17 protein-coding genes are annotated in these 24722 nt (G+C 38.9%); 5 read left to right on the top strand and 12 right to left on the bottom strand.

The window, feature by feature from the left end:
- Positions 1-24: 24 nt before the first annotated feature.
- The 7 genes from ATS76_RS18915 to ATS76_RS18890 form a co-directional block, all read right to left on the bottom strand.
- Positions 25-558, bottom strand: a complete 534-nt coding sequence (locus ATS76_RS18915; protein WP_058553338.1) for a glycine-rich domain-containing protein — start codon at positions 556-558, stop codon at positions 25-27.
- The gene (locus ATS76_RS19330) at positions 558-698 is read right to left on the bottom strand and encodes a hypothetical protein (protein ID WP_201023520.1); all 141 of its coding nucleotides are present in this window, start codon (positions 696-698) and stop codon (positions 558-560) included. The genes ATS76_RS18915 and ATS76_RS19330 overlap by 1 nt, the downstream gene beginning before the upstream one ends.
- A gap of 39 nt (positions 699-737) precedes the next feature.
- On the bottom strand, positions 738-1001 hold the full coding sequence (locus ATS76_RS18910) for a hypothetical protein (RefSeq protein ID WP_058553337.1): 264 nt from the start codon (positions 999-1001) through the stop codon (positions 738-740).
- A 61-nt stretch (positions 1002-1062) separates the two neighbouring features.
- Positions 1063-1842 carry a hypothetical protein gene (locus tag ATS76_RS18905; protein ID WP_058553336.1) on the bottom strand — a complete coding sequence of 260 codons (780 nt, stop codon included), beginning with the start codon at positions 1840-1842 and terminating at the stop codon, positions 1063-1065.
- 1 nt (position 1843) lies between these two features.
- The gene (locus ATS76_RS18900) at positions 1844-2332 is read right to left on the bottom strand and encodes a hypothetical protein (RefSeq protein WP_058553335.1); all 489 of its coding nucleotides are present in this window, start codon (positions 2330-2332) and stop codon (positions 1844-1846) included.
- On the bottom strand, positions 2329-3003 hold the full coding sequence (locus ATS76_RS18895) for a hypothetical protein (RefSeq protein WP_058553334.1): 675 nt from the start codon (positions 3001-3003) through the stop codon (positions 2329-2331). The genes ATS76_RS18900 and ATS76_RS18895 overlap by 4 nt, the downstream gene beginning before the upstream one ends.
- Positions 3004-3441: 438 nt before the next feature.
- Positions 3442-4743 carry a PDDEXK-like family protein gene (locus tag ATS76_RS18890; protein ID WP_058553333.1) on the bottom strand — a complete coding sequence of 434 codons (1302 nt, stop codon included), beginning with the start codon at positions 4741-4743 and terminating at the stop codon, positions 3442-3444.
- 581 nt (positions 4744-5324) lie between these two features.
- Here ATS76_RS18890 and ATS76_RS18885 point away from each other — a divergent pair.
- Complete coding sequence (locus ATS76_RS18885) at positions 5325-8477, top strand: DUF3427 domain-containing protein (RefSeq protein WP_058553332.1); 3153 nt, start codon at positions 5325-5327, stop codon at positions 8475-8477.
- Positions 8478-8505: 28 nt separating this feature from the next.
- Here ATS76_RS18885 and ATS76_RS18880 read toward each other — a convergent pair whose 3' ends face one another.
- From ATS76_RS18880 to ATS76_RS18865, 4 genes are all read right to left on the bottom strand, one after another.
- A complete protein-coding gene (locus tag ATS76_RS18880; RefSeq protein ID WP_058553331.1) occupies positions 8506-10476 on the bottom strand; it encodes an ORC-CDC6 family AAA ATPase in 1971 nt (656 codons plus the stop codon).
- A gap of 35 nt (positions 10477-10511) precedes the next feature.
- The gene (locus ATS76_RS18875) at positions 10512-12356 is read right to left on the bottom strand and encodes a hypothetical protein (protein WP_058553330.1); all 1845 of its coding nucleotides are present in this window, start codon (positions 12354-12356) and stop codon (positions 10512-10514) included.
- A gap of 514 nt (positions 12357-12870) precedes the next feature.
- Positions 12871-15822: a DEAD/DEAH box helicase family protein gene (locus ATS76_RS18870; protein WP_058553329.1), complete on the bottom strand. Its 2952-nt coding sequence runs from the start codon at positions 15820-15822 to the stop codon at positions 12871-12873.
- On the bottom strand, positions 15815-16420 hold the full coding sequence (locus tag ATS76_RS18865; protein WP_058553328.1) for a class I SAM-dependent methyltransferase: 606 nt from the start codon (positions 16418-16420) through the stop codon (positions 15815-15817). Before ATS76_RS18865 ends, ATS76_RS18870 begins: the two co-directional genes overlap by 8 nt.
- 332 nt (positions 16421-16752) lie before the next feature.
- Between ATS76_RS18865 and ATS76_RS18860 the strand changes: the two genes are divergently transcribed.
- From ATS76_RS18860 to ATS76_RS18845, 4 genes are all read left to right on the top strand, one after another.
- Positions 16753-17496, top strand: a complete 744-nt coding sequence (locus tag ATS76_RS18860; RefSeq protein ID WP_058553327.1) for a transporter substrate-binding domain-containing protein — start codon at positions 16753-16755, stop codon at positions 17494-17496.
- Between the two features lie 39 nt (positions 17497-17535).
- Entirely contained in the window at positions 17536-18270 is a 735-nt protein-coding gene (locus tag ATS76_RS18855; RefSeq protein WP_058553326.1) for a substrate-binding periplasmic protein, read from the top strand.
- A 221-nt stretch (positions 18271-18491) separates the two neighbouring features.
- Complete coding sequence (locus ATS76_RS18850) at positions 18492-20090, top strand: ABC-F family ATPase (protein WP_082664380.1); 1599 nt, start codon at positions 18492-18494, stop codon at positions 20088-20090.
- Between the two features lie 969 nt (positions 20091-21059).
- Positions 21060-21329, top strand: coding sequence for an REP-associated tyrosine transposase (locus ATS76_RS18845; RefSeq protein ID WP_058553324.1), 270 nt, complete (start codon positions 21060-21062; stop codon positions 21327-21329).
- Positions 21330-22129: 800 nt separating this feature from the next.
- Here ATS76_RS18845 and katG read toward each other — a convergent pair.
- Complete coding sequence (gene katG, locus ATS76_RS18840; RefSeq protein ID WP_058553323.1) at positions 22130-24307, bottom strand: catalase/peroxidase HPI; 2178 nt, start codon at positions 24305-24307, stop codon at positions 22130-22132.
- Between the last annotated feature and the right edge of the window lie 415 nt (positions 24308-24722).

Here is a 24722-nt window from a genome sequence, read left to right as displayed (position 1 = left end):
GCTCGTAACAGCTCTTTTTATTAGTTACTTACAAGCACCAGGTACTCGACAGGCGCACGATGTTGGAACATGACATGCATGATCCTCACAACGTGCCATTTGCGTTGACTCATTTGAATAAAGCTCAGCTGAAGGAAAAGCGCCAAAATGGGCTTCATAAACTGCGACAGTTTTGTCAAACGAATGCTGTAATTTAGATTGGTCTTTATCACCATAAATTCCAAAATACGGGTAATGGTGCAAATAAAAACCAAAGAGTGCTTCACAATCATTTGTATAACTCTGTGTATCTAAAATATGCTCATGCCAAAATTTATCTACTAATTTGCTTGGGACAAGTGATAACTTGGGATACCATTTTTTAAGTGATAAAAACTTACGATATTCAAGTTCGGCAAAATCACATAGTTCATTACTCCATGTGGCTTCAACAGATTGTGTCAATTTCCATTTGAGTTTTTCAAAGTTCAATATACAAACCGCAGAATGTAATTGTGCCTGCATATTTTTACTCAACTGAAAAATAGGTGACGGTTTTACTTCTAATGATTGCAACATTATTTTTTACCTCCATTTTTATTTAATTGCTTACCACGATTGCCATGCACCTTGGCATATTGCTGATTTACACCTTCATTACCTTTATTAGCATTTTGCTGATTTGCTTGATTATTAGCTGGGCTTATTTTTTTAGTCATTTTGTCTTCCTTTGTAAAACTTGATGTGAACAAAATTATTCACCTTCGTTTTAGGTAAGACTCAAAATCTTTGCGTGCTAAAAGTACTTTGGGTTGAAAAACGCCATCTGAAAACACAAAAATCAAACGGTAGCTACCTAATTTAAAGCGTATAAGTCTAGGGTCAATATTGAGCTTTCGGCCACCAAGCTCTCTATAGTTGAAACCTAATAAAAGGTGTTTATAAATTCTTTTAGCCTCTGATACATAACGGGCTGACTGACATGGTGGAAGGGTTTTAAGTACACGATTGATTGATTTCATTATTAAACTCCAGTTTGTTAACTGAGTTTAATAATGAACTTGTGCGGAGCACTACAAAGAATTAATTTAAAATACTTTTAAGGTATTCCCAAGCTTCATTATTTTCTTCAATATTAGAATCGATATTAGCGTTAAGCTCTTTAACTAACGGAAGTCGTAGTAAGCGTTTATCTTTTATAGACTGAAGTATACGCCTCGCTTCAATGTATTCTTTAAACTTAAGCTTTTTATCAGCATTGATATAAGTTTTTATAAAGTCTTGCCAATTAACATTCCTATCATAAAGAACGCCAAGGGGAGATAAATCGGTATTACCCGTTTTCAAACTATGGAATGGAGAGGGTAACTTTTCAGTGAATAAATTAAAATTATCATCATGTAACTTATTTTTAATCTTACTGAACGAAGACTGAGATACCCCAAAAAACAGCATTTCTGCACTGAGTTCTTTTTTTGCGAATAGGTCTAATATTTTGAACTGAGGCTTATTGGCCAATGACTTAGCAGCATAATATTCTTGAAATATTTTTTTAGTACCTGCAGTGCCAACTAGTGTATATAAGCATAAAGCATTGTATACAGAAGGTTTTCGACCGCGAATCACCCTATGTTCAGCACGCTTACCATAATCAGCTAAGCTCAGTGCAGTGATAGCTTTTCTATATTCAATCGCACGGTTATTTGAAACATGCTTATCTGTCGACTCTTGATGCCCTTTTGTAAAAATATTATTTAACGCATCATGAAGCTCTTTTGGTAATGTTTCAGAAGCTTTTTGCTTGATATAAAACTTTGCGATTTGGGGTATAAGTTCAATCTCAGTGTCAACTGTTTCTTTCATATTAGTACACTTGATCACACAAAATATCTCTAAGTTCAGAGCGCATATAATATTCATCTGTTGCACTTGCCACGAGCTCATTCACAGCTAGCAACCCCTTTTTACAACTATAGTAGCGTTTTGTACTTCGGTAGCGGCTATTAACTAGAACAAGTTCCCTGTCGTAGCGAGTATAAACGGCGTTAATGGCCCCTATGCAAACCCCTATTTTAATTGCTTCTACCTTTGATAAACTAAATATACCTAATAAACTATTTTTGTCTTCAATAACCTCAGAGCAGGCAGCTGCAATATTATAAACCTTTTTTGCTTTAACTAAAGCCTCGCCGGCGCATTCTCCAAGCTCTATAAATTGTTTTTTATTAAACAAAACAAGGTTTTTTTCTTCTACATCAGAGTACTCATTACAATTATATGGAAGCTCACTTTTAGCGTAACTAGGCTGAAAGAATAAAATTAAAAAAAGAACTAAACTAGTAAAGTACTTCATTGTTTGAGCCCCTTTCTGCAAAAGCGAAATGCATACAAAATAATACCTACACAAATAACAGTATCAAGAATCAAAAGCAGTTCGTAATCAGCGCTATTATTAAGCATTTCTAGTGCGCTAAATAAATCTACCCCTTTAGAAGCACCAAGAAAAGCCATACTCAAAAATATAAAAAGCAAATAGTAAATATTTAAAATAATAACTTTAAATAGCGAATTTGCTGCCATAGCAAACCAATAGCGCTTAATAGGGTAAGCTTTTAAGTTAAGCCTTAACGAATTTAAATTAAATAAAATTAAGAAAACTAATAAAGTTCTCGAAAATCGTTCAAATGGCGTTATCGTGTTGAAACTACCCACACCATTAATTACCTCTTTCTCAAAAGACAAATAGTGACTAGAAATAAAAACAAATAAACAAATTAAAAAAATAACAATATGTATTAAGTAGTTAACAATACCAATCGGTTGATCCCTAAAAGTATGTAAATCTTGCGGGTTTGCAAACTTCCAGCTTTTTCTTTTTTTATTTAAAAATTGTGACTCATCTTTAGTAAGAGAAACTAACTGGCTTTGGTTTTTACTTTGTTCTCTGTATTCGGTTTTGCCTGTAGATTCGCTGGCAAAAGAAGTATTAGACGAGTTCTCTGGAGTTGTAGTGGTTGACTGCATCTACTTTCCTTGTAAATAATTTCCGACAATTATGCCAATATATACATAAAACACAATAGGTTATAAAAACAAAGACAGTATTACAGCTAACAACACTACATGACGTGTTTTTATTTTCATTAAATTAGCCCGGCATAATAGTTAAACAACAATACTTAAATAATAAAACTCAAACCAGAGCTAACGCTAAAAATAACTAAAGTGTTTTTATTATTAACTATAACTACAATGATTAATAAATCTGTAGGCACAAAGCTTGCCTGCGCGAAAAGCACTGGTAACCCGAATACATAAGTTATTAAAAAACTCAAATCACAAAGTTTTTATCTAGAAAAAGGCAAATGTTAAAGTGTTATTACAGCTGCAAAAAACAAAAAAAGCAGGCAAAAATATTCACCTGCCTTTTAGCATAAAAAAGTATTTAAACCCTAAGTTTCGTTAAGCCTTAAATTTAATACCTTTCACAACACCATAAAAACCTTTGATCTTATGGTAAAGGGAATCATCTAGCCCATCTAAAACTAAACTCTCAATGTTCTCCAGCAAAACCTCGTGTTTAAAGCGCCAATTAGACTGCCTTTTCATTTTATATGCATCAGCAACCCTTTCAGCCAAGTAGTGAAATTCTTCCGGAGAATCGCGATTAACGTTAATAGTTACCGCATAAATACCTTGATCGTCCTCGTTTTTCTCACGTTCGATTTTAAGATAATACGGCCAATAATGACCCTCACTAGGTTTATGTTTAGTTAACATTAATATTATTGCGCTATCTTCAAAGCTAACACTTAACTCAGGAAATTGCTTTTGTATACACTCCTCAAATAAGTAGAACTCATTTAAACCATGTAACTGACTGAATACCTTATGATTATATTGTATTAATTCAGCAAGTTTTAGCTGCCAATCAGCATAATTATGAGCGTTAGGTAATACATAGCCAAAATATTCTAATGGTGTTAACTCAATGAGGGGAAATGATTTATTTCCGCTTATTAGCTTATGCTCTTCTAAAAGGCGAATCGTATCGCTATGGTTGGCTGATACCCTGTTTAATAACTTATCAAAACTCTTAAAGTAAGGGTCCCTCTTCTCATCCAATTCACCAAAAATAAAATCATGAACATCGCTTAGTTGATACTCTTGTCGCTGGGTTAATAAACCACGCCCAATTACATCAAGTAATGCATCTGATAGCCACGTGTCGTCAACCTTCACAAATCGAGAGTCATATTCGTCACCATGGTTTTTAAAGTAGCTGTCAGACAACACATATACCTTATTCCAATCTGCGTAGTTTGCTTCCACCCAACTTGCGTATTTGTTTAATTGTTGATTGTGTAATTTACTACCGTCTTTTCTTTCTATAACAATAATTAACTTTTGACTTGGATCTAAAATAAGTAAGTCAATCCGCCCAGCCCCCGCATTTATAGGAAACTCGCGAATAACTTTCGCTTGTGAAACAGAGTGAGAAAGTAATTCAAACGTGCTTAAAAAATTGTTTAATTGCTCATCATCAGCAATATTGAAAACATAGTGAAGCAATGCTTTTAAAAAATAATCGCCTTGCTGATGGCCACCGTTAGGGTCCAAAAGCCATGCCAAAACATCAGATTTTTTATTTTCATCAAATTTTATTAAATCTAATACTGACGTTTCTTCACATCGGCTAGATAAAGCTTTAAAGTCTTTATCTAGCAGTAATTTAAATGTGTTCTCTAATAAACTTACACTCACTTTTAACCCTCATATTTAGTTTATAAAATCGTCAAGCTGCGATATTTAAATAATGTACATAGAAGCAACAGAGCAAAAATATGCGCTCAAAACAAACAGTAACTCCTCTGTAACCGCTTAATATATGGCTTAACCAAAAATAGATTTAGGTACAGCATACTTTATTATTACGAGAAAATATTCAAGATGACTTTATATTTTAATAAAATCATGGCTTTAGAGTTAAATTTTGCTCGCACGAAAAGCGCAGCTTTTGAATTGTATTTACTTTTATCGCATTGGCGACGACAACCAAAGAGAAGTAACCGCCGACTTCTCTTTGGAATCTCTCGGCGCCCCAAGCATTTTGCACTTCCCTCAAAACCTAAATTGATATGAACGTAAACGCCGTGTAAGGCACATCCATGTGCCTGTCACGGCTTCGATTGCTTCCATGCAATCAATTACTCATCAATTGAGTCTTTTCGGGCAAAATGACGGGGGAATTGTCTTAGCATTAGCCTTTAATTCAAAATGAGTTAATGCTTGTTTGCATTACATTTTTTAGTAAACTAACCACTCGCAAACAGGGAGTGGTTTCAATGCAGCAAATAGGTATTTACGAGCAGTTAATTACACAAGTAATTGAGCAGAACTTAAATCGTGACCAATTTTATGTGGGCGAACGCCAACTCGAATCGGCCGAGGCAGCTACGTGGCTTTCGCGCTTTTTAGGTAAACTTGTTGAACATGCCATTGATGCAATCCCTAATTCAAACGAGCGTTTGCACGAGCAAATTAATCTCGCAAACAGCCTTGTGCTGTGGCTAAAAGATCATATCCGCGATGACGAGCTAATCAACGAAAACCTAATTGATAGCCAAGGTCGAATACTTACTGCGCTGTTTAATACCCAAAACCCTATTGCGGCTAACCTTAAAGATTACTCAAGCGATATTTTTCCGCTAACAGGGCTTACCCAAAGTGAATTGTTTAGCGGCGCGAATGCGGGTATATCGCTCGAAACCGAGCTAAAGCGCGAGATTAAATCGTCCGACACTATTTACTGGCTTGTCTCATTTATAAAGTGGACAGGGCTGCGCATATTTAAAAATGAGCTTGAAGCATTTACCAAAAGTGGTAATAAACTCAAAGTAATTACTACTTCGTACATGGGTGCAACAGATGCTAAAGCGGTTGAGTTTTTAGCAGGCCTGCCAAATACCGAGGTAAAGCTTAGTTACAATAATCAGCAAGAACGCTTACACGCCAAGTCATACTTGTTTATGCGTAATACGGGTTTTCATACCGGTTATATTGGCTCGTCTAATTTATCGCATTCGGCGCTTACCAGCGGCCTTGAGTGGAACTTAAAAATTACCGCGCAAGAAATTCCGCACATTATAGCTAAAACCAAAAGTACGTTTGAAACCTACTGGCAATCGCCAGATTTCGAGCTATTTACAGGCAAAGCTGAATGCAAGGAAAAGCTCATTAATTCACTTAACGAGCAGCGCGGTGTTGGGCAATCAAGCAGCCAGTTTTATTTTGATATAACACCAAAAACGCATCAGCTCGTTATTTTAGAAAAGCTAAGTGCTGAGCGCAGCGTACATAAGCGTTTTAAAAATTTAGTGGTTGCCGCAACCGGCACGGGTAAAACAATAATATCGGCGTTCGACTTTAAAACCGTTTACGACAAAAACCCAAATGCACACTTTTTGTTTGTAGCCCACCGAGAAGAAATACTAAAACAAGCGCAAAGCGCTTATCGTGGCGTGCTTAAAAACAACGACTTTGGTGAGCTGTGGGTAGGTAACTACAAGCCACAACGTTACAACCAATTATTTGCATCAATCCAAACATTAAACAGCCAAATTGAATCGCTCAATTTAACCCGCGATTACTACGACTACATAGTGATAGACGAAGTACACCACGTAAGCGCTGCAAGTTACCGCGCTATATTAAATCACTTTACGCCCACAATATTACTTGGCTTAACCGCCACACCAGAGCGACAAGATGGCGCAAATATATTCGATGATTTTTGTGGCGTAATAGCCGCTGAAATTCGCTTACCAGAGGCAATAAACCAGCGCCATTTATGCCCATTTCAGTACTTTGGATTGGATGACGACACCGACCTAAGCCAATTAACATGGCGAGGCGGCCGTTACGATATAAGCGAGCTAAGTAACCTTTATACAGGTGAGAACAGCCGCGCTAACAAAATTATATCCAGCCTTGCTGATATAGTTACCAATGTTAACGATATAAAAGCACTCGCGTTTTGCGTAAGCCAAAAACACGCTGAATTTATGGCGAAAAAGTTTAACTTAGCAGGCATAAACGCCGATGTGCTGACCAGTAAAAACACCAATGAACGTGCGGCTAAACAACAAGCACTGCGCCAAGGCGAAATACAAATACTTTGCGTGGTTGATATTTTCAACGAAGGTGTCGATATTCCAGAAGTCGATACTTTACTGTTTTTACGCCCAACTGAAAGCCTAACGCTGTTTTTGCAGCAACTAGGCCGTGGTTTACGCCTGCCCGACAACAGCCAAAAGCAATGCTGTACCGTGCTCGACTTTGTGGGCAATGCCCGCCCCGAATACGACTTTGCCAGTAAATTCCGCGCTCTCATTGGTAAAAGTAATCAGCCAATAAAAACCGAGATTGAAAACAACTTCCCGCATTTACCACTGGGTTGTCGTATTGAGCTACAAAAACGCACACAAAAAACAATATTAAAAAATATACAGCAAGCCATAAACTCTAAACGCCGTTTACAGCAGCTGATAAATACTTACTCGCAACACACTAATGATTCGCTAACGCTTAGTAACTTTTTACGCATAAACCCACAAGTCACGCTTGAAGATATATACAAACCAAAAGACGCTAGGCTCGGTGGCTGGCACTGGCTTAAAGGCGATGAAATTCCAGTAGAACAAACCGATATTTACGCCGCGTATTACCGCGCAATCAACACCCAATTACTCGGCTGCGACTCACTCAGCTATTTGTGCTTTTTACGTGATTTATGTAATAACAACTTTAGCTTTACCCCAACAGCAGAAAACCAACAGTACGCCATTATGGCGCATTACAATTCTTGGGATAGCACTGGTAAAAGCTTGGGATTTAAAACGCTCGAACAAAGCTTACAAGCACTTAAACACAAAGAACTACAGCAGGAGCTAGAACAAGTGATCACGCTGTTAATAAACCGCATACACCAGCAAGAAAGTGATTTAGCGTGCCTACCAAACCACGCAATAAAATTACACAGCCGCTACACACGCCAACAAATACTCGCAGCTTTTGGGGCTCACTCATTTGATAAAAAATCGACTGCTCGCGAAGGCGTTTTAGAATTTAAAAACCATAATCTAGAGCTGTTATTTGTAACACTTAATAAGTGCGAAAAAACCTACTCGCCCACCACGCTGTATCACGACTACGCTATCAGCCCCACCCTGTTCCACTGGCAAACGCAAAACAGCGCCCGCCCAGAACACGGTCGCGGCCTTAGTTATATTCAGCACCAGCAAACGGGCAAAACCATCCTGTTATTTGTGCGCGAACAAGGCAAAGACGAAAACGGCCGAACCATGGGATTTGTAAACTACGGCGAGGTTAAATACCAACACCACAGCGGCAGCCAACCAATGAATATAACGTGGGAGTTAACCCACCCCATGCCAAGCGAAATGTGGCATGAGGCAGGGAAATTGGCAGTTGGGTGAATAAAATTATTTTTGCTTAAAATTATTTTTAATTAAATTTGAATGTATTATTTGGACAAAAATAATTTTCCCAATGGTCTTCCCAGTTATCTGATAACGAAAATAAAGGATTAGAGTTTCTATTATCAATAACTAACCATTGTTCATCCATAACAGTCTTGTTGTCACGTAATGCTCTAGAAATATTATTAGCTTTTTTTCTTTGTTCGTTTTTAGCAACATTCTCATTATAAGCTTGAGTTATTTCGGCCCCCGTGCTTTTTTTAAAACCCATATTATCGCGGATGACTAATCCGATAAAAACAATAGGTATATACACTGTATTTTTTAACTTTAATGATCCGATATTAGGAGGTAGAGAGTTTATGATTTTAAAATTTGAATCACTATAGTCATCTTGGACTTTTCCCGTGTGCTTGGCATGCAAATATATGTCGTCTGTGGTTTCAAATAAAGGGAGAGTTGAGCTACTTTTATATTCTTGAAGGTCCAAAATTGCATCTTTAACAGATCTAAAGTCAATTTTTGGAATTTCCACATATTGACTATCATCAATTATCAGTCCCTTAGGTTCATCTTTAGTAGCCAATAAATCTGCATAGCATCCATAGTCTAATGCATATAAACTAAAGCGTTTACCTCTGTGGCTTTTGGCTGAAACTCCTTGCTTAACTAAGTGAATGATTCTCGAATCATATAAGAAATCTATAATTTCATCCTTAGTATCTAATTTTAATAAAAAGCCGCGTGAGTGCCTTTGTCCTATAACTTTATTGATGATCCAATCTAACATCTGAATAGCGCCGCTATTCGAATTAACATCCTTACTTTTATTCGTATTAAACCAACGACTTGCTGATTCCCTTATTGCAGTAACACTAATCCTACCAGAAGGATTATGTAATACTGCATTTGAAATAATATGTAGTCCATCTCTTGGAATACCTTCAGCAGCCCTTACAAACTCTTCAAATGCTCTGCTGGAGGCAAAAAGCTCTAATAAAAAAGATTTACAGTCACTATTACAAGTTGGCTCTAAAGCCATGCTATGTTTATGAATGAGCTGGCCAAAGAAATTTATAGCTTTGTTTCTATCATTATCAAATACCATAAATTCATCTAAATTGATTGAAGAAGAAGCTTCTGCTGATACTTCAATACCAATTGATTTATCACTATTATAAAGCCTGAGTTGACAACGATGCTCAATGGCCGCAATTTTTACATTTATACTAATTACACTAAAAATCGTTCTTTTAATGCTATCAGCTAAATAAGGTTGCAGTTCAATAGGAATCTCACTCCACTCGTCAAGTAAAATCCAAAGTTTTTTCTGTGGTAATAGATCTACTATTTTTCTAAGAGCGCGAGTGACAGACCCAATATGAATTTTTCTTCTTTCCACGCCAGAGTTTTTAACTCGAGTACCGTCCGTAGAACTTAAATTATCCGTTCTATTAAATTCAATAGCACATGATGGTGTTGAAAGAAATTTTGCTGTTTTTGTATTGGAAGAAGAAACAGCTTGATTATAAGATGATTCCACTTCTTTATTTCCATCAATGCTGACATTTGTCACTAACTCTAGAAATTGGTCAAGAAGTAAAACAGCCTCTGAAAAATTAAAATCTTCATTGCCACTAACATCCTGGACAATACCAACTAAAGCTTCATGGATATTACATAAAAGATCACAAAACAACCTAGCAGTTCGTTCCATTATGGGTAAGTTAGAATCAGAGTAAATACCACAGGTGGATCCTAATAACCTCATATCCAAATCAATAACATGTTCATCATCATTGATTAATTGACTAGATAGATATTTTAATAAGTGTGTTTTTCCTGTTCCTCGGCGACCATAAATTAACTGATTCTCTTCTAAACATAGAGTTGGAAAAACATTATCTAATTGGACAAATGATTTTATTAAGTAATCACTGCCTTTGCGCTCAGCACGTTTAGCAATATTCATAACTATTTTATTATTAGCTAGCATGTGTACCTTCCAAAAGTTTTAGCTAGAAGTAAGAATTAAATATTTTTAGCTATTAACTCAGCCTTCAACAAGCCACCTTTAGTCAGTAGCTTAGGCGCGAAACTTGGGTTACGCTTTGACTTGTATGCATCAAGAATTAACTTAAGGCCATGTGCTTCTAACAGTGAAATATTTACCTCGGTATCCATTTCAGCTGATTCGATGAAATCATCAGAAAAGCTAGGGGCTATTATTAATACTTGTGCCACGCGCTTACCTTGATTTTCAGCGCGGGTTACATAGGCTTTTACTTGGCGAGACGTTGTTGAGTATTTTGCAAAGTCACCATTTTTACAGGTTTTTGCTTCACCAATAATTATGTCGTTATCACTGAGTGAAATTACAATATCGGCTTTATCTTTACTGGTGTTTAAGTCTTTACGTAAGTCTTCATCGATATTGAGCTCTAAAAGTTCAAAAATAGCTTTTGTAACTTCTTCGAATTTAACGCCAATATCAGCCTCGGCTACATCAGCACCAACATCTCTCAATGTATTAAAATCGCGACGCGCTAGTGCATCATAGTTCTCTATTAGCTTATCTGTCGCGTTTGCAAAGCTTTCTAAAATGGCGAAACGTGGATTCCCTCGCTTAGATAACCCCATACTGTCACGAACTTCTTTTACTTCATCGTTTGACAGCAAATATAAAATATCGTGAGGAGTAATGCTCAACGCACGCAATTTTTCGGTATCAATAACTTCGTTTGCTTCAAGTTCAAACGCTTCTTTAAGAACGGCCTGCATAGTTGGGAAATGCTCTTCTAGCGTTTTTAAAAGCTGTTTGAAACCGCTAGCGCTCAGCGAATCAAACTCTTTCTCTGTAGCGCCTGATAGCGATGATAGTATTAAGCCAATACGTTCATCCAAGGTTGTTCCCAGTTTTTCTGTATCAATTTCTAAATCTTGTATCAGCTGCTTTAATCGCTCTTTACGCTGGTTTTGGTTATCTTCAACATTGTGAATGTCGTCTGATAACAATTTGGCAGCGCTGATCCCTGAATGAATAATTGTTTGAATTTTTTCAGTTCTGCTTACGCCTCTAATTTTTCGGCCATGAGCTTTTAATGCGTTGGAAAGTTCGGCATCTGTTAGCGTTCTAAGTATTCTAAGCACGTATTTATCAGCTAAATCTTTCCCTTGGATTTCATTCAATAGCATAACTATTTCATCGGGGATGAATACTTCTTGTCGCTTTTTGCTGATAAATAATAACCCCATATCCCTGAGACTATTTAAGGCATCTAATACCCCATTTTTAGGAATAACATCAACTAAATGCTCTACAGCGGCGCATTCATCAGTAGTTAAATTAAGTTCATTAGCCAGAACATTGAGAACACTGCGCTCATCATCTGTAACTTTAGCTTCTCGATTATTCTTTTCATCATTAAAGTAGGCTTCTTTCATACAAGCATGGTAAATTTTTAAGGCTCTGTTTCGCTCTAAAACGCTTTCGGCTGCGCCTTGCTGGATACATTCTTTGAGCTCTTTTGAAAGCTTAGATAGCTCAACCCATTCTTTTTCATAAAGCGACTCTATCCAAGTAATTCTTGCTACACCATTCCCGTCTCTACTTAAAATATTCACCAATAAGTTAAGCTGAGCGCTACTCATTAATATTTGCTCTTGAACTGACGTTTTGAAGAAATCTCGAACAGTATTAAAAAGCTGAGTAATTTCACTACCTGAGGCATTTTTAATTTGGCCGTCGATATTGTCGATTGTTTTAGCTAGTTTCTTATTATTTTTAGCGGCATCCGAGCAAAGACGATCGAGGCACGAAATGAATTTTGATTTTTCTACTTGATTAACAACTGACAAAACTTGATTGAGTTTCATATTAGAGTCCTTTCTCATTACGTTTCTATTAAAGTAACAGTAAATTAATATTAGAACAAATAATTGTTCATTTATCATTCATCTTTAAGTTGGTTTGAAACTTGTAAAGGCTAATTAGTTATATCACTAATCTACCAGCACACTCCAACTCCCCGTGATCACACCCGAAAGTTATCAATTGATGAGTAATCACTTGCATGGATGCAAGTTAAGCCGTGACTTCGCCATGGATGGCGAATACACGGCGCTTACGTTCATATCAATTTTTAACTTGAGGATACAGTGTGATCCTCGGGTGCGCCGTGGGATTCCAAAGGGTGGTCGGCGGCAGCCGCCCTTTGGTTGCCATCGCCAACGCGATATAACCTCGAATAGAGGTTGTTAAATCCCTTAAAGTTCACACAAAAAAACATCATTTATAAGCGCTGTATAATTAAATTAACACATTCAAAGCTTCGCTTTGCACGCCAGCAAGCTGCGCGTCTACACGTTAAAACGCGATATAAAATCGCGACTACACAACCACTTGTTTAAACCGTGCGAATGTTCGCATGCTTTCATCAGCAATCATTACTTCGTAATCAAGGTTTTGAGCGATTAGTTCGTATTGCCCGTTTGGTAATTTATTAACTTTGCGCAGTAAATACTGCCCTTCCCCGCCTATATCATCTCGCTCTATGGCGACTATTTGGCCGCGTAGCGACCCCGCTTTATCAGGTGTTATAAGCTCAAGTAGCAGTAAATCACCATCAAGTATTGGGTGTTTACCGCCATTCATTGAGTTACCCGATGCGTGTGCTAAAAAGTGCACGTTTGGATCAAGCTTGCCTGCGCCAAGTGGTGCATCCATCAATTCCATATCCCTTTCATCCCCTGTTTTAAAATGCCCACAGGCAATTTTTATATTGGGGAAGTACGGCAGCTTTAATGTGTTATCTTGCTCATTTGCTGTATCGGCACGATCTTTAAACGCTAGCTGAGTTACATTGTCAGCTTGTTGCTCGGTATTTTGTTCAATTGTTGCTACGTTTACTTTTAGCCGTTGGCTGTATTTAGCTAAGCTGTATTCAACCAGCTCTAACACGGCGTTGTTTAATAATTCGCATTTTTCTGCGGGTACGTCAAACGTGGCTTTTACTGTGTCGTTTTCTAGCGTCAACCACTGCGTGCCGTCTTTATTTTTATTGGTATAAGCTTTGATTGGGTTTTTACGCCAGTAGCTTTGCCATGTTTGTGAATCCGCGGCAGCTTGCTGCTCTTTGGCTGATAAATCGTGTTGTTTTAAATTTGGGTGGCGCGCTAATACTTTAGCACTCATGGCTGCAAGTTCTGCAACTGTTGGGGGAATGGTAAAACCATTTAATGCCACATAAGCTTCAAGCAAAATAGCTTTAAAGCATTTGGTCATACTGGTTGTTTGTATGCCCTTATGTAAAAAGTCATAGAACGGCGCTAGTTGCTTGGCACTTTGCTGTGCTTCGTCATCAATATTTTGTGTTTTTGCAATTAGCTCAAACCAACTAATATAATTGCTGTTTACCTTTTTTATATCCCCATAGTGGTAGTAAAACTCACTTAAGGTGGGTAAATGCCCAAGTTGCTCAGCAAGTTGTGTTATATCTTCAAGCGCCGTGGTGCGCTGCGCCTTAGCTAGCTGTTGCCAGAAGTCGGTGACTTTTAAATCAATATTTATAAAACAGCCATCAGCTAGATTTAGCTTTTTAAGCTTTTTCACTACACCACTTGGCGTAGTTTCATGGAGTAACGCATAAGGCTTATTTAAAAAGCTATGGTGGTTACCAATAAAGTCGAGCACCACTAAATGCGTTTTACCTTCTAGCGTACGCAAACCACGCCCTAATTGCTGTAAAAACAGGATTTTAGAATCACTTGGGCGCAGCATTAATATAGTATCGATGCTGGGCAAGTCAGTCCCTTCGTTAAACAGATCAACGGTAAATAATACTTCAACTTGACGCTGTTCTAATTGTTTAAGCGCCTCATTACGGCGTACTTTTGATTGGCTGTGTACTGATAGTGCTTTTACACCCGCTTTATTAAACGCATCAGCCATGTAATCGGCATGCTTTGTGGAAATACAAAAGCCCAAAGTACGTTGCTGTTTATATTGCTGCCACTGTGCAAGCGCATGTTCGGCACGTTTTTGTGTCGCAAATTTGTTCTCAAGCGCTGCTGGATCAAATCGACCATTACGCCATGGAATGGCTTGGTAGTTTACGTTTTCGTCCCAAATGCCATAGTAATGAAACGGCACTAACGTTTTTTGATCAATTCCTTGCGTTAAGTTTCGCTCAAACACTAAATTGTTGTCGCACAATCCTAAAATATCGGCTTGGTCGGTACGTTCTGGCGTGGCGGTTAAACCGAGTAAAAACTGTGGTTCAAAATAGTTTAATAGCTGACGATAAACACGTGCGCTGGCATGATGAAACTCATCAACAATGATGTAGTCGAACGCCGTTGGTGCAAATTGCTTTAAATGATTACTTCTACCAATGGTTTGAATAGAGGCAAATAAGCAGTCGGCGTTTTTGTCGCGGTGTTTACCGTTATAAAATCCCGTTGAAAGCGGCAATAGTTCAGCAAAAGTACGCTGTGCTTGTACAAGTATTTCTTCACGATGCGCGACGAATAATACCCGTTTAGCTTTGAATTGTTTAACATCAAACGCGCTTAACCATGTTTTACCCATGCCTGTTGCAAGTACTACTAAACCACGTTTAAAGCCCTCAGCGCGAGTTTGCGCTAAAGCATTAAGCGCTTCAATTTGAGCTGGCCTTGGTGTTTTAGCTTCGCTTTGATCAATAATTTGTTCCGCTGTATCGGCATCGTTTACCGCTACAAACTGCTGTGCTTTACGCCTAGCAATGTAGTTATTAATCCATTCATGGCTTAAATTGGTGACAAACTCGTGGTTGAAAATAGCGTAAAAAGCATTACGAATACTCAAAAATTGCTGCGCTGCTTGGCTTGTTTTTGGCTGCAGATAATCGTGTCTAAAATTCCACTCATGACCTTTAGTCAATGCACTGGCGCTAATGTTACTTGAGCCGATAAAGGCACAACCAGAGGTAATTTCGCTGGTGTCGTTTGTTTTTACAAAAATATACGACTTCATATGGAAGCTTTGATTGCCCTGCGTTTGGTAAATACGCACATCAGCACCACGATCAACTAATACCATTAGCTCTCTGAGCGCATTAGGATGAGTAATATCAAGGTAATCGGAGGTTAACAGCTTGAGTGTTGCGCCACTTTGTAAAGCTTCGCTTAGTGGGTCGAACAAGAGTGCTAAGCCACTTGGCTGAATAAATGAAACTGTAATTTCAATCTCAGTGGCATTGTTTATGGCATGCACAAGGTTAGGTAATAACGGGTCATTATCACCCGTAATAAGCTGCTGCTTATTACTTTGCAATTGGTGCTGTTCGTTAAAACTATTCATTTATTAATTCGCTGCGCGTTAATAACGCATTGAGCCACACTTCACTCTCGCGCTCTGGCCGCTGATCAACACTTTGCCATTGTTTTAGTATTTTAATCTCGGTGTGGTGGTTAATTAGCGCAGTTATGCCATCTTCATTTAAATCGGTAAATTCACGGCCGTTATGCACGCGTTCTTGCGTGCCATATTTAAACGATACATACAAAACACCATTCGATTTAAGTGCATTTTGTAGCTTTGAAAACACCTGCGGTAACTCTACTTTTGGCACGTGAAGTAAACTGGCACAACACCAAATGCCATCGTATTGATTGCAGCAATCAAGCTGCTGAAAGGTTTTAACTTGAACAGTTTGTTGTAAATAATTACTTGCTAGCTTTGCAATATTTTCGCTTGCATCAAACGCGCTAACAGTAAAACCTTGCTGTTTAAAATACATGGCATCGCGGGCACTTCCACAGCCTGCATCTAAAATATGGCCGTGTTTAGGGATAAGCGGTAAAAACTCAGCGTAAAGCGCCGACATATCAACATTAAGCGTTGAGTCGCTAAAGGTTTGCGCGTTGTTATTGTAGTAAGTGAGTGTGGTACTTGGCACGATACACCCGCTCCTTGGCTAATCGTTTAACAGCTAAGCCGCTGTTAATATTAAATTCATTGGTGTTTAATCTACAGGAACACATAAATAAAATATAGACTTAGTAGTAGAATATTTTAAATTAATACGTCCTTTTCATTAATCGCCCGCGCACATTGCAAGTTTAACGATTACAAAAACGAACATTTAAACTTAGCCTTCCCAACACGTTGATTATAAATACATAACTTTATAAACTCAGTAATACTATTTACATGCTTATACAAAATTTACGACTAAATTTTAAGGCTGGTTTATACTGTACGTATTGCGTCGCTAGCATGAGGGATATAATGCATAGATTAAAAAAATACGGTTTGTATTTGTTAGTAGCCCTCTCTTTTGGGAGTGGGGCTTGCGAAAAAAAGTTTTTTGTCGCGTCGCATGATACGTTTTGGCCGCCTTACGTTATTGATGTTAACGGTCACGCACAAGGTAAAGAAGTAACGGCGCTTTGGCTTATTTTTGCAGGTTCGCCTTATTGTGTTCAGGTTGAGTTTTTACCCAATACAGAGCGCGCATTTGTTGAACAAACTAAAGGCCGAATGGATTTAGGGTGGGCTGCAAGCTTTACTGAAAAACGCGCAGAGCATGTTTATTTTTCGGATAGTTACCGCAACGAGGTTATGTGGTTGTATCAGCATAAAAGTAAACAGTACAACGTTAAAAACCTGCAAGACGCGTTTGCACAAGGCTACACCGTGGCCGCCCATGCGGGTAGTTATTACGGCGAGCAATTTGAGCGTTTAAAAAGTATTTACCCAAAACAAATTATTTTTACCGGTGCAGCAAAAAGGCGTTTTGCTTTATTAGCTAAACAGCGGGTCGATTTTATAATTGAAGACCAATTAGTGGGCGAGTATTTTATAAGCCAGTCAAACAATATTAAGCGGGTAAATACCACAACCTATGTTAACAAAGGCTCTATTCATTTAATGCTGAGTAAAAATACGTCTACCTTGCAAGATGTAGTTGAAGTTAATAAATTAATACAAAGCAGAAAAGCACAATTAGAAGAACTGTTTGAAAAATTATAACTAAATATACACTAAAAACCGCTCACAAAAGGCTGTAGTTTGAAAATATTATTGTTTATAACCCTTATTACTTTTAGTGCATTTAATGCCTGGGGATGCACTAAAACGTTAACGGTGGCTACCAACGAAAGTTACTGGCCGCCTTACGTAATATTAAAAAACAATACGCTAGGTGGTACTGAAATAGACGTACTTAACGCTATTTTTAAAGGCTCACCTTATTGTTTAAATTTTAGTGTGCTGCCTAACTCGTTACGTGCATTTGAAGAGCTAAAACAGGGCCGTGTTGATTTAATTTTTGCTGCTAGCAAAACTACTGAGCGTGCAGAGTATGCTCACTTTACGTTGCCTTATCGTGTTGAAAAAATGCTGCTATACAAACATGCCAACTCGCCCAACGTACACAGTATTAACCAGCTATTTAGTCAGTCGCTAACTGTGGGGGTTAACAGAGGAAGTGTTTTTGGTGAAACATTTGAGCAATTGCGCTTACAGTATGCTGAGCAGGTTGTACTTACGAGCGAGTCTAAAAAACGTTTTGGTATGCTTAACAAGCAGCGTATTCATTATTTAATTGATGATTCGTTAGTGGCGCAGCACTTTACTAAACAGTACTCAAACATTATGCCGGCGGCGTTGCTTAAGCCTATAAATGTAAATAATGTGCATTTTATGCTGAGTAAAAAAACGGTAACCACTGACGATATAGCGGTTATTAACTCGTATATTATTAATAATAAAGCAGCTATTGAGCGTATTTACCAAAACCACTAATACTTTAAATTAGTTAACCTTGCGTGCTTAGTGGGTAAATTTAAGGCCTTTTGCACCGTTTGTGTGCGTTTAGCGTTGGTTATAAATTAGCTGCCTTTTACCTTTCATTAGTAGTGGCTGATCTGTATAATTCGCCAGCTAATTTACCCTATTGCTTGATGTTGTTTGCGGCCTTTTGCTGCAACGAGCTCCTGTCAGTACTAATTCTAGGATTACCTTTTTTGATCTCCACCGCAAATATTACGATGCAGTTTGGCGCAGAGCCGTTGTTTGAAAACATTTCAGCTAAATTTGGTAACGGTAACCGTTACGGTTTAATTGGCGCTAACGGCTGCGGCAAGTCGACTTTCATGAAAATTTTAAGCGGTGCACTGGTACCTAGTGCGGGTAATGTGTCGATTACACCAGGTTTAAAAGTAGGTAACCTAAGCCAAGACCAGTTTGCATTTGAGCAATACACGGTGGTAGATGCGGTAATTATGGGCGACGTTGAGCTTTGGAAAGTTAAGCAAGAGCGCGACCGTATTTATTCGTTACCTGAAATGAGCGAAGAAGACGGCATGAAAGTGGCCGACCTTGAAAGTGTATTTGCCGAAATGGACGGGTACACCGCCGAAAGCCGCGCTGAAGAAATTTTACTAGAAGCGGGTATAGATAAAGAGTTTCATTACGGGTTAATGGCAAACGTTGCACCGGGTTGGAAGCTACGTGTGCTTTTAGCACAAGCGTTGTTTGCAAACCCAGACATACTGCTACTCGATGAGCCTACCAATAACTTGGATATTCATACCATTACGTGGCTTGCAAACGAGCTGAACAAGCGTAAATGTACGATGATTATCATTTCGCATGACCGTCACTTTTTAAACTCGGTTTGTACACACATGGCCGACATTGATTACGGCGAGCTGCGTATTTACCCGGGTAACTACGAAAAGTTTTTAGAAGCGGCAGGCCTGCAACGCGAGCAACTTTTAGCTGAAAACGCTAAAAAAAGTGCTGAGATTGACGAGCTACAAGACTTTGTTAACCGCTTTGGTGCTAACGCCTCTAAAGCTAAACAAGCTAGTTCGCGTGCTAAAAAAATGGATAAAATTAAGCTTGATGAAGTTAAAGCATCGAGCCGTATGAGCCCATCGTTAAACTTTGACGAAGGCAAAAAAATGTACCGCCAAGCGCTTGAAGTTAACAAACTTGGCCATGGTTTTGATGGTGAAACACTGTTTAGTGGCGGTGAGTTTTTACTAGAAGCAGGTGCTAAGCTTGCGGTAATTGGCGAAAACGGGGTGGGTAAAACTACGTTTTTACGCTGTTTGGTTAACGAGCTTAAAAGTAATGAAGGCGAAATTAAGTGGTCTGAAAATGCGAGCTTTGGTTACTGCCCGCAAGACAGCACTAAAGACTTTGATAACGATTTAACGTTATTTGATTGGATGTCGCAATGGCGTACAGCTAAGCATAACGATTTAATGGTTCGTGGTATGTTGGGCCGTTTATTGTTTACCGCAGACGATTCAAACAAAAAAGCGCGTAACTGTTCAGGTGGTGAAAAAAACCGTTTGTTATTTGGTAAGTTAATGATGCAAGACGTGAACGTACTTGTAATGGACGAGCCAACAAACCACATGGATATGGAAGCCATTGAGGCATTAAATAATGCGCTTAAAGACTTTGAAGGGACGCTTATTTTTGTAAGCCACGACCGTGAGTTTGTGTCGTCGTTGGCTACGCGTATTATTGATATTAAAGATAAGCAGGTTATTGATTTTCAGGGTACGTTTGATGAGTACCTTGCAAGTTGCGAAGAGAAAAAAGCATAAGCTTGCTGGGTGTTTAGTTTTAAAAGGCGCTTAGTTAGCGCCTTTTTTATGCGTGGTTAAATGCATTAGTAAACAAGTAATTAGATCATCACCAAGAGGTGTTTAACTATGCTGATGTTTTTTGTGTAGCGCGAAGCGCCTCGGTGTGCTCTGTGGTAATAAAAAGTCACTTAACCTATTCAATTTGGCTACTCATTTACTCCTCATTTTGTTCTCTTTGTGCATTAAGATTTAAAAGCCCATTATTCACAAAGAGTTTGAGAGACGCTGCGCTTTTAGAGGTAAGGGCTAAATAATTTAATGAATAGTTACATGAACAAGATAAGCACTCACAAAACAAAATAACTTTACCCTGATTACTATGGCTGCTCATTTTTCCCCCATTTGCTTCTCTTTGTGCAATACGGTTTTATAAGCCTATTATTCACAATGCCGAGGCTAAATGTAGCCTGTAGACGCGCTTTGCTTAGTTTAAAGCAACGTATTACTTATGCTGCAAAAGTGATTGTTTTACCACCGAGAAGTGAAGGAGAAGAACAGGAGTAGTGACTAATTATTACTCGTGTTTTTCTGTGTAGCGCGAAGCGCCTCGGTGTGCTCTGTGGTGATATCTATTTTTAAGTAACAAAAAGCTATCGCTTCTAACGTGAGCAAGCTCTACGTCTACAAAGCAGTGTTTAAATTAACCTGTAGACGCGCAGCTTGCTGGCGTGAAAAAGCAACGCTTTTTAAAACTTGTTTTAGGTCAATTCTTATCTATGTTTATACAAAGCCAAAATATATGACTCTCCGATGCATGACTCCTCAAAATTATTAGCACATCGTTTTTCAAATAATAATCAGTTCTACTCTGTGACTATATGCTGCATAAATAGAGCATCTCTATTTAAAGAATTTGGCAATGCATGTATTGCAGCAAAGGCTATTGTGGATATGCAAAATAAAGTTAATACAATTTGCTATGTATGAATGCCTGATCATCTACATTGGTTATTTCAGCTTAAAGAGTGCTCACTAGCTAACGTAATAAAAATCTTTAAAAGTGTAACGACTGTAAAAATAAATAAGCTAAATGGAACAACAGGCAAAATTTGGCAGCAAAATTATTTTGAACATCAGCTTCGTTCTGAAAAAGATTTAATCAATCAAGCTCGTTATATTGCTGCTAACCCACTAAGAACTGGCATAGTAAAAAGTGTCGGGCAATATCCATTTTGGGATTGTATTTATTTAAATTAAATAGCATGTTAAACAAGAAGCTATCGCTTCTAACGTGAGCAAGCTCTACGTCTACAAAGCAAGGCTAAACGCTGCCCAGCTCATTATGTTTTCTCATTTACTCCTCATTGTCTTCTATCAGTGCATTAAGATTTAAAGGCCATTATTCACAAAGAGTTCAAGAGACGCTGCGCTTTTAGAGGTAAAAACTAAGTAATTTAATATGTGTTCTGAAACAAGAAGCTATCGCTTCTAACGTGAGCAAGCTCTACGTCTACAAAGCAACGCTAAACGCTGCCCAGCTCATTATGTTTTCTCATTTACTCCTCATTGTCTTCTCTCAGTGCATTAAGATTTAAAGGCCATTATTCACAAAGAGTTCAAGAGACGCTGCGCTTTTAGAGGTAAAAACTAAGTAATTTAATATGTGATCTGAAACAAGAAGCTGTCGCTTCTAACGTGAGCAAGCTCTACGTCTACAAAACAAGGCTAAACACTAACCTGTTTACTTTGGCTACTCATTTACTCCTCATTTACTCCTCATTGTCTTCTCTCAGTGCATTAAGATTTAAAGGCCATTATTCACAAAGAGGTTGAGAGGCGCTGCGCTTTTAGAGGAATCGCTTTAAAAGTTAGTAACAAGAAGCTACGCTTCTAACGTGAGCAAGCTCTACGTCTACAAAGCAAGGCTAAACACTAACCTGTTTACTTTGGCTACTCATTTACTCCTCATTCGCTTCTCTTTGTGCAATACGGTTTTGAAAGCTCAGTTTTTTAAAAAAAGGAGCATTGCTGCTCCTTTTTACTGTTACTTAGGTTTATTAAATATCAAACCTATCGGCGTTCATTACTTTTACCCATGCATTTACAAAGTCGTGAACAAAACGTGTTTTATTATCGTCTTGAGCATAAAACTCTGCCAATGCACGTAAAATTGAGTTTGACCCAAATACCAAATCTACGCGTGTTGCGGTCCATTTAGTTGCGCCGCTTGCGCGATCTACAATATTGTAAAGGCCATTGCCGGTTGGCTCCCAGCGGTTTGCCATATCGGTTAGGTTTACAAAAAAATCGTTACTTAACGTACCTACGTTATTTGTAAATACACCGTGCTGTGTGCCGCCATGGTTGGTACCCAGCATTCGCATACCACCAACAAGCACCGACATTTCAGGGGCGGTTAAACCCATCAGTTGGCTACGCTCAAGTAATAACTCCTCAGCAGATACCACGTAATCTTTTTTCAGCCAATTTCTAAAGCCATCGTGAATCGGTTCAAGTACATCGAACGATTCGGCGTCGGTCATGTCGTCGGTTGCGTCGCCGCGCCCTGGAGCAAACGGAACGTTAACCTCTACCCCTGCATTTTTAGCAGCTTGTTCAACCGCGGCTGTGCCGCCAAGTACAATTAAATCGGCCATGCTTACAGGTGTGCTTAACTCTGCTTGCACTTTTTCAAGCGCTGATAACACGCTTGCTAAGCGCTCTGGCCCGTTACCCTGCCACTCTTTTTGTGGTGCTAAACGAATGCGTGCCCCGTTTGCACCGCCTCGGTGATCAGACCCTCGGTAGGTACGTGCACTGTCCCATGCGGTGTTAATTAAATCGCTGGCACTTACGCCACTATTAAGTAATGTTGCTTTTAAATCGCTGATTTGCGCATCTGTTAAGGTGTAGTCAACGCTTGGAATTGGATCTTGCCAAATTAAATCTTCACTTGGTACATCGGCACCTAAGTAACGTGCTTTTGGCCCTAGGTCGCGGTGCGTGAGTTTAAACCATGCACGTGCAAACACGTCTGAAAAGTACTCAAAGTCGTTATGAAAACGCTCAATTATTTTACGGTACGCTGGGTCCATTTTCATGGCCATGTCGGCGTCGGTCATTATTGGATTTAAACGAATTGATGGGTCTTCTACATCGACCGGTTTGTCTTCTTCTTTAATGTTTACAGGTTCCCATTGGTGAGCGCCTGCCGGGCTTTTTGTCAGTTCCCATTCGTAGTTTAAAAGAAGGTCACAGTAGCCGTTATCCCATTTTGTTGGGTACGTGGTCCATGCGCCTTCAATGCCCGATGTCATTGTATCGCGGCCAATACCCCGTGTTTTGTGGTTGTTCCACCCCATGCCTTGCTCTGAAATATCAGCCGCTTCTGGCTCTGGGCCAAGGTTTGACTCTTTTCCGTTACCATGTGTTTTACCTACGGTGTGGCCACCAACGGTAAGGGCTGCGGTTTCTTCGTCGTCCATTGCCATGCGGGCAAATGTTTCGCGCACTTGTGCTGCGGTTTTGAGCGGATCGGGTTTACCGTTTACCCCTTCTGGGTTTACGTAAATTAGGCCCATTTGAACAGACGCTAAGGGGTTTTCCATTGTGTCGGGTTTATCTACATTTTGGTAGCGTTCGTCGCTTGGTGCTAACCATTCTTTTTCGGCGCCCCAGTATACGTCTTTTTCTGGGTGCCAAATGTCTTCACGGCCACCGGCAAACCCAAAGGTTTTTAAGCCCATTGATTCATATGCCATGTTGCCCGCTAAAATAATGAGATCGGCCCACGAGAGTTTGTTACCGTATTTCTTTTTAATTGGCCAAAGTAGGCGACGCGCTTTGTCGAGGTTGGCGTTATCGGGCCACGAGTTTAAAGGCGCAAAACGTTGATTTGCAGTACCACCGCCGCCACGTCCGTCAGATAAACGGTACGAGCCTGCTGAGTGCCATGCCATGCGGATCATTAAACCACCGTAGTGCCCCCAGTCGGCTGGCCACCAATCTTGGCTTTGGGTCATTAAGTTTTTTAAGTCGGTTTTTACGGCTTCTAGGTCGAGGGTTTTAAATACTTCAGCGTAGTTAAAGTCGCTGCCGTAGGGAGAACTTTTTGTATCGTGTTGATGTAGGATGTCGAAATTAAGTGCGTTTGGCCACCAATCTGTGTTTTGGCCAGCTGTTTGTGTATTGCTGCCATGCATTACCGGGCATTTGCCGGCGCTAGAGTTGCTCATTTTCAATCCTCTTGGTGTAAAAAATACGTAAGCGATATTTAATTTGTTTAAGTGATACTATTTTTAACTAATGCAAATGATTGCTTAATCAACTACTTATATATTTATACTTATTTTGAATTACCAATATAGGCTTATTTTTTGAGCTATGCCAATGAATACACCGTATTTAAAACGATTGGCCCGATTTGTATTTTTGATTGGAACTTAAAAAACAAGCTCTGGTAAATAGAGGCTTGAGTTAGTACAGCAAACAAGTGGGTTTAATATTTTGATCTTTTTTTAAATAACGATGATCGAATTAAAAAGTAGCGGCGTAATGGTATGTGAAGGGTTTGAAAGTGGCTTTGGTTTACCATAGCGCACATAGGAATACCCCCCTTCGCCATGAAATTGTAGTTATAATGTTAAAGGT

This window comes from Pseudoalteromonas sp. 10-33 (genome assembly GCF_001469195.1).
Lineage (GTDB): Bacteria > Pseudomonadota > Gammaproteobacteria > Enterobacterales > Alteromonadaceae > Pseudoalteromonas.
This window is presented reverse-complemented; position numbering and strand designations above follow the sequence as displayed.

Bases quoted from the DNA above. Each gene is read 5' to 3' on its own strand.
- ATS76_RS18915 (WP_058553338.1), bottom strand. From the start codon at position 558: ATGTTGCAATCATTAGAAGTAAAACCGTCACCTATTTTTCAGTTGAGT.
- ATS76_RS19330 (WP_201023520.1), bottom strand. From the start codon at position 698: ATGACTAAAAAAATAAGCCCAGCTAATAATCAAGCAAATCAGCAAAAT.
- ATS76_RS18910 (WP_058553337.1), bottom strand. From the start codon at position 1,001: ATGAAATCAATCAATCGTGTACTTAAAACCCTTCCACCATGTCAGTCA.
- ATS76_RS18905 (WP_058553336.1), bottom strand. From the start codon at position 1,842: ATGAAAGAAACAGTTGACACTGAGATTGAACTTATACCCCAAATCGCA.
- ATS76_RS18900 (WP_058553335.1), bottom strand. From the start codon at position 2,332: ATGAAGTACTTTACTAGTTTAGTTCTTTTTTTAATTTTATTCTTTCAG.
- ATS76_RS18895 (WP_058553334.1), bottom strand. From the start codon at position 3,003: ATGCAGTCAACCACTACAACTCCAGAGAACTCGTCTAATACTTCTTTT.
- ATS76_RS18885 (WP_058553332.1), top strand. From the start codon at position 5,325: ATGCAGCAAATAGGTATTTACGAGCAGTTAATTACACAAGTAATTGAG.
- ATS76_RS18880 (WP_058553331.1), bottom strand. From the start codon at position 10,476: ATGCTAGCTAATAATAAAATAGTTATGAATATTGCTAAACGTGCTGAG.
- ATS76_RS18875 (WP_058553330.1), bottom strand. From the start codon at position 12,356: ATGAAACTCAATCAAGTTTTGTCAGTTGTTAATCAAGTAGAAAAATCA.
- ATS76_RS18870 (WP_058553329.1), bottom strand. From the start codon at position 15,822: ATGAATAGTTTTAACGAACAGCACCAATTGCAAAGTAATAAGCAGCAG.
- ATS76_RS18860 (WP_058553327.1), top strand. From the start codon at position 16,753: ATGCATAGATTAAAAAAATACGGTTTGTATTTGTTAGTAGCCCTCTCT.
- ATS76_RS18845 (WP_058553324.1), top strand. From the start codon at position 21,060: ATGCCTGATCATCTACATTGGTTATTTCAGCTTAAAGAGTGCTCACTA.
- katG (WP_058553323.1), bottom strand. From the start codon at position 24,307: ATGAGCAACTCTAGCGCCGGCAAATGCCCGGTAATGCATGGCAGCAAT.